Annotated in this window: 1 protein-coding gene; it reads left to right on the top strand. The window is 67.4% G+C overall.

Annotated elements, in window-relative coordinates:
• The coding region (locus JWH17_RS25050; protein WP_205225116.1) for a helicase HerA-like domain-containing protein at window positions 1-389 on the top strand (389 nt) is incomplete at both ends.

Here is a 389-nt window from a genome sequence, read left to right as displayed (position 1 = left end):
GAATTGGGCACGGTCGTCATCGACGGTGCGGCCGACCCGTCGGCGCAGATCCGCATCCCGCTGGCGACGGTGAACCGGCACGGCCTGGTGGCCGGCGCGACGGGCACCGGCAAGACCAAGACGCTGCAACTGATCGCCGAGCAGCTCAGCGCCGCGGGCGTGCCGGTGTTGATGGCCGACGTCAAGGGTGACCTGTCCGGGCTGTCCAAGGAAGGGGAGCGCAGCGACCGAACCGATGCACGCGCCAAGGACACCGGCGATGATTGGCAACCCTCGGGGTTCCCGGTGGAGTTCCTGTCGTTAGGTGCCAACGGGATTGGCGTGCCGATCCGCGCGACCGTCGACAGCTTCGGGCCCGTATTGCTGTCAAAAGTATTGGGGCTCAACGC

Source organism: Desulfogranum marinum, from assembly GCF_016918565.1.
Taxonomy (GTDB): Bacteria; Desulfobacterota; Desulfobulbia; order Desulfobulbales; family Desulfobulbaceae; genus Desulfogranum; species Desulfogranum marinum.
This window is presented reverse-complemented; position numbering and strand designations above follow the sequence as displayed.